Raw genomic sequence first — 6,000 nt, forward strand, 5'->3', positions numbered from 1 at the left:
TTGCCTAATGCAACCTTTTTACTCTCATTAAAGATTCAAAAACTTTTCAAGGTCAATATACTTACCTAGCTCATTATGTTTTTTAGCTGGAATATATGGTATTTCACCCAATTTAGGTGCATCCAAGCGCTTCTCTAGAAATTCAATGATCTCAGAATATTGCTCTATACCTGGATTAACTCGATTGGCTATCCACCCCACTAAATTTAGCCCATCTGATTTGATGATTTCAGCAGTTAAAACAGCGTGATTTAAACATCCAAGCTTTATTCCGACGACTAGAATAACTGGTAATGCTTCCTGACTGACCCATGTAGATAAGCTGTCTTTATCTGAGACAGGGACACGCCAGCCACCAGCACCTTCAATAAGCACAACATCTGACTCAGATTTATGCGTAGCTAAAGTGTTACTCAACACCTGAAAATCGATATTTATTCCAGCGTTATGTGCGGATATATGCGGTGATGCAGGAAGTTCTAGAGCATAGGGGTTAACCTGCTCATAAGGCATGTCGACGGTCGCTTCTTTTTGCAAATAAATCGCATCAGAGTTACGCCACCCCTCTGGAGTCAAGTCACAACCAGCGGCTATAGGTTTATAGCCCGTCGTTTTAAATTCATGTTTCGCTAACACTTGTAAAATTGCTCTCGAAGCAACAGTTTTGCCTACATCTGTGTCAGTGCCTGTAATAAAAAATGCATCAATCATAAATTTATCGTTCCCAAACCCACTTGATATGTTGCAGGTAATAAGCCTTGATCATTTTGGAATGTTTGATACATACTTTCGACTTTCAGCAAAGAGCGGTAACTTGTCAAACCATGAGAACGGCCCCTAACAACATTTGCTCCGATGCCTTTAATATCTCTCATTACTGCAAAAGCAGAATCATACCAAACGGTGATTGCATGTGATTCTAAATGATAATTTGAGCTTTCAGATTGTGCTAGAGCAAAGTTTAATTGGTTTTGGGTAATAAAATGATTCACATGTTGATGGGAATCTACCCTTGCCCATGATTGACGCAATTCATGCAATGAGCCATCCAATAGGATAGAAAACAAACCTTTCCCATCCACTTTTAAAACACGACAAATTTCACCTAAAGGTTTGGATATATCCGTACACCACTGTAAAGCAAGGCTAGAGAAAACATAGTCAAAGCTCTCATCTGCAAGTGGTAAACTTTCAGCATCGGCTAGAACATAACGAATACCGTTTTCCCCGCATCGTTGCCTTGCTTTTTCTAGCATAGGTTGCGCTATATCTATACAAACAACCTCGGCACCACGAGCAAGCAATATATGAGAAAAGTATCCCGTCCCTCCTCCCAAATCTAAAACTTTTTTACCCGATAAATCTGAAGGAAGTTTTTTGAGTAACCTATGCCCTACCTCACGCTGAAAAGACGCATGATCATCATAGGATTGTGCAGCTTTACCAAACGCATGAGCAATCGCATATTTGTTGTATTTGTTATAATTGAACTTGATTAAATTACTCTCGTATTGATGGTCATTTGAATGATTGGGACGTTTTTGTTCCAAAAGTTCCATTACTATGCTCCCAAGGCCTGCTTCAAAACCATTGATAAAGCTTTGAGCTGTTTTTTCGTGTGATTAGCCGTTAATGTGATACGTAAGCGTGATTTTCCCTGCGGTACCGTTGGTGGCCGAATAGCAGTGACCCAAACACCATTCTTACGACATTTTTCCGCTACAGTAACCGCTTTTTCACTACAACCAATCATAAACGGCTTTATAGGTGTATTCGTTTCTATATAACCATCGGTATCTTGCAGTAAATCTCGATAGTAATGACTTAACTCAAGCAGTTTTTCTCTTCGCCAATTTTGGTTTTGGATGAAGGATACCGCATGAGTTAATGCGTAGGCTTGAGCAGGAGGAATTGCCGTAGAATAGACATGATGACGAGCAAACTGGGTCAAAAAATCACCTGTTGGTTGGTCACACAATATGGCAGCCCCAGCCAAGCCAAATGCCTTGCCAAAAGTAACGACGAGGATCTCTGGTTTCAAACCCAGATCTTCACACGATCCTGCACCCGTCTTACCCAATACTCCCACACCATGAGCATCATCAACAGCCAGCCAAGCCTGTTTTTCACTCACTGCCTGAGTAATCTTCTCCAACGGTGCTTGATCACCATCCATACTAAAAACGCCCTCGGTAACGATAAGTTGATTACTTTCTTCCGACATAAGTTTTTTGAGATGGCTGACATCATTGTGCCTAAAGCGTAACATTTTGGCTGGTGATAACATGCCAGCTTCAATGAGTGATGCGTGATTCAAACGGTCTTGAATCACAACATCGGATTTATCCAACAAGGTAAATAATAAAGCCTGGTTGGCACTAAACCCTGAGCCGAAAAGTACTGCTCTTTCATACCCAAACCACTCAGTGAGTGAGGCTTCTAAGTTGCTATGAGCAGTACTAAACCCGGTTACCATCGGTGAAGAACCACTGCCACAACCATAGACACTGAGTCCTTGCTGCCATGCTTGAACTAGGCTTTGCTCGTTGGCGAGACCCAAATAGTCATTACTTGAAAAGTTAATAAAGCGTTTATCTTGAAATTCAATAATCGATTGATTCCCTGTAAACACCACATTCATTGACCGCTCCAGTCCTTTACTTTTGCGATCGGCTAAAGCGGCATGAATCTTAGACTTAAAGGCTGGCATCATAGAACATGTCGTCTTTTGTCGGTCGTGCTGCGATGCGCTCCACCACGCGATCTAGCAACGTACTTTCCTCTACTTCATCTGGCTTTTGCGACACGCCTTGACGATTAATCCCCAATTTTTTGAATAGCAATAAATCTTTGTCTTCCGAAGGGTTTGGCGTGGTCAATAATTTGCAACCGTAAAAAATTGAATTCGCACCAGCCATAAAGCACAAAGCTTGCATTTGTTCATTCATATTTTCACGCCCAGCAGAGAGTCTCACTGCGGATGAAGGCATCATGATTCTCGCAATTGCAATCAAACGAATGAAGTCAAAGGGTTCAACATCATCGACATTTTCTAAAGGTGTGCCTTTTACTTTGACCAACATATTGATCGGAACACTTTCCGGATGTGTGGGCAAATTGGCTAACTCCACGAATAGACCCGCTCGATCATTCATGCTTTCTCCCATGCCAATAATGCCACCAGAACAAATTTTCATGCCTGCATCGCGAACGTGTGACAGCGTATCCAAACGATCTTGATAAGTCCGAGTGGTAATAATGTTGCCGTAGAATTCAGGAGAAGTATCAAGGTTGTGATTGTAGTAATCCAAGCCAGCCTCTGCGAGATGCTTCGCTTGCTCAGGGGATAGCATACCCAACGTCATACACGTTTCTAGCCCCATCTGTTTCACACCTTTAATCATGTCGGTTAGGTAAGGCATATCGCGCTCTTTTGGATTTTTCCAAGCGGCCCCCATGCAAAAGCGTGTTGAACCTGCATTTTTCGCTTTTTTCGCCGCATCTAAGACGCGCTCGACTTCCATTAACCGTTCTTTTTCTATGTCAGTGGTGTAACGTGCACTTTGAGGACAATATTTGCAGTCTTCTGGACAAGCGCCTGTTTTAATCGAAAGCAATGTGCTGACTTGAACGTGATTGTTCAATTGATATTGACGATGCACAAGTTGAGCTTCAAATAAAAGATCCATAAAGGGCTTTTCCATTAACTCTCGCACTTCCGCGTGCGTCCAATTATGACGAACTTCCACATCTCTTCCTTATTCATTTTACATGATGTGTTGACAGTCTAACGACTCTCGATAAACTGTCAACACATCATAACAATCATAAGTTTACACCTGTACACTTATTAATCGGAATGTAAGCATGGATCTCCAATTTGATCGCCACCATATCTGGCACCCCTATACATCGACACTCAATCCTCTTCCCTGTTATCCAGTTGTGTCAGCTGAAGGTGTCTATATCACTCTTGAAAATGGTAAACATTTAGTCGATGGCATGTCTTCATGGTGGTCTGCAATCCATGGTTATAATCACCCTCATCTAAACCAAGCGTTAACACAGCAAATAGAATCCGTCTCTCACGTCATGTTTGGTGGACTCACTCATGAACCTGCGATCAACCTTTGTAAGCATTTACTTGCGCTAGCTCCGAGTAATTTGGAGCATGTGTTCCTTGCTGATTCTGGCTCTGTTGCAGTCGAAGTCAGCCTAAAAATGGCATTACAATATTGGCATGCTAAGGGGGAAAACCGTCCCAAGTTCCTGACTCTTTCTCATGGTTATCATGGAGATACCTTCGCAGCCATGTCCGTTACCGATCCCAATAATGCCATGCATGGTTTATATAAAGGCTTCTTGCCTGAACATATCTTTGCCCAATCACCCACATGTGGTTTCTGGGATGAATGGGATCCTGATGATCTAGTCGACTTCAAACAAAAACTGGAACAAAATCATCACAGAATAGCAGCCGTGATTCTTGAACCGATTGTTCAAGGTGCAGGTGGCATGAGAATGTACCACCCTATGTTTTTGCAAGGTGTCAGACAATTATGTGACCAATATGGTATGTTATTGATTGCTGATGAAATCGCGACTGGGTTTGGACGAACAGGAAAATTATTCGCTTGCGAGCATGCCAATATACAGCCCGATATCCTATGTGTGGGCAAGGCGCTTACAGGGGGCTATATGACGTTGTCGGCAACACTCACCAGCCAAGATGTGGCCGATACCGTGTGCTCTGGCGAAGCCGGCTGCTTTATGCACGGGCCAACCTTTATGGGGAACCCATTAGCCTGCTCTGTCGCTATTGCAAGTTTAGAACTGATCCAGCAAGGTGACTGGCAACAACAAACTCGACACATCGAGCAACTCTTTGCACAACTATTACCAAAACTAGAAAGCTACGAAATGGTCAAGAATACACGTTGGTTAGGCGCTATCGGAGTCGTAGAAACTCACCGACCTGTCAATATGAAGATCATTCAAGAAGTGTTTGTTGAACATGGGGTATGGATACGTCCATTCGGCAAGCTGATTTATATGATGCCTCCTTTTATCAGCCAAAAAAAGCATATCGAAAAACTGGTTAATGCTGTTGATGCGGCAGTTCAACGCCTAGAGTGTTTCATCTAAGCAGGGATATTCAGCGAGCTCAGAATACCCACGAGACCTAAGGGTGCTTGGTGCAAAACATGGTTTGAGAGCTCATCTCAAACCATGTGATTAAATAGATATTCTTACTTTTTTATTTACTGCACATGCCCTATTACCTTAGTTGGCTATCTTTACTGGCTCTGCGGTTGAATAATGCGTGACGTTGAGAAAGTAATTCGAGTGACGATTGGCATTCAATACATAAACGAACACCTTTCATTGCAAGTCGTCTTGCCTCTGGAATTGCCTGTCCACACTCATCACAGTAATGTGCGCTTTCAGCTTGTGAGATGTTTCCTCGAACGCGTGATATTTCATCATCTATCGTGTTTTGAATTTGTTGGCTGACACTGTCGTCATTTGCCCACCCTACGGCCATAAGCCCTCCTCATTATGTTGCAAGAGAAAATCTAATTACCTTGGTACGGCAGAATTATAGTCTTAGGCAGCCATTAAACAATGAGGCAAAATTCAAAAGCTCTTTTACATATACGTAATAATCAACCAAGATAGCGATGCTGCGCATCGAGCTAGGGCGCTGTAGGTCACCACATCCAAATTAAATTTGATGTGGACACGTAATATCCTACACCTTCAGGCATTGCCACATATTAATAATGTGGCAACACCCAAAACCGTATTAATTCCGTTTAATTTTCACACTATCATCAAACGTCCCCTCCCCAATGGTGGTCACCGAATCGGGAAGGGTTACGCTGGTGAGATCGTTGTTTCCAAACGCCCACTCCCCAACGGTGGTCACTGAATCAGGGAGGGTCACGTTGGTGAGCTTGTTGCTTGAAAACGCCCCCTCCCCAATGGTGGTCACTGAAT

General features: G+C 42.8%; 7 protein-coding genes. 1 reads left to right on the plus strand and 6 read right to left on the minus strand.

The window, feature by feature from the left end:
* Positions 1–27 precede the first annotated feature (27 nt).
* From bioD to bioB, 4 genes are read right to left on the minus strand one after another with little or no spacing between them, the layout of a single operon-like run.
* Positions 28–711: a dethiobiotin synthase gene (bioD, locus tag VSA01S_RS16375; RefSeq protein ID WP_039983816.1), complete on the minus strand. Its 684-nt coding sequence runs from the start codon at positions 709–711 to the stop codon at positions 28–30.
* Entirely contained in the window at positions 708–1,559 is an 852-nt protein-coding gene (gene bioC / locus VSA01S_RS16380) for a malonyl-ACP O-methyltransferase BioC (protein WP_083932338.1), read from the minus strand. The genes bioD and bioC overlap by 4 nt, the downstream gene beginning before the upstream one ends.
* A 2-nt stretch (positions 1,560–1,561) precedes the next feature.
* On the minus strand, positions 1,562–2,710 hold the full coding sequence (gene bioF, locus VSA01S_RS16385; RefSeq protein ID WP_039983827.1) for an 8-amino-7-oxononanoate synthase: 1,149 nt from the start codon (positions 2,708–2,710) through the stop codon (positions 1,562–1,564).
* Positions 2,697–3,749: a biotin synthase BioB gene (bioB, locus tag VSA01S_RS16390; protein ID WP_039983814.1), complete on the minus strand. Its 1,053-nt coding sequence runs from the start codon at positions 3,747–3,749 to the stop codon at positions 2,697–2,699. The genes bioF and bioB overlap by 14 nt, the downstream gene beginning before the upstream one ends.
* A gap of 118 nt (positions 3,750–3,867) precedes the next feature.
* On the opposite strand from bioB, the gene bioA reads away from it, so the two are divergent.
* Positions 3,868–5,145 (plus strand): adenosylmethionine--8-amino-7-oxononanoate transaminase, encoded by a 1,278-nt coding sequence (gene bioA / locus VSA01S_RS16395; protein ID WP_039983812.1) that lies wholly within the window; start codon positions 3,868–3,870, stop codon positions 5,143–5,145.
* Between the two features lie 133 nt (positions 5,146–5,278).
* Here the strand turns inward: bioA and VSA01S_RS16400 are convergent, their stop codons facing one another.
* Both VSA01S_RS16400 and VSA01S_RS16405 read right to left on the minus strand, forming a co-directional pair.
* Positions 5,279–5,545, minus strand: a complete 267-nt coding sequence (locus VSA01S_RS16400; RefSeq protein WP_021709493.1) for a DksA/TraR family C4-type zinc finger protein — start codon at positions 5,543–5,545, stop codon at positions 5,279–5,281.
* A 261-nt stretch (positions 5,546–5,806) separates the two neighbouring features.
* Positions 5,807–6,000, minus strand: a 194-nt coding sequence (locus tag VSA01S_RS16405; RefSeq protein ID WP_147052727.1) for a leucine-rich repeat domain-containing protein, incomplete at its 5' end; no start/stop codon positions are given.

Source organism: Vibrio sagamiensis NBRC 104589, assembly GCF_007990935.1.
GTDB classification, from domain to species: domain Bacteria; phylum Pseudomonadota; class Gammaproteobacteria; order Enterobacterales; family Vibrionaceae; genus Vibrio; species Vibrio sagamiensis.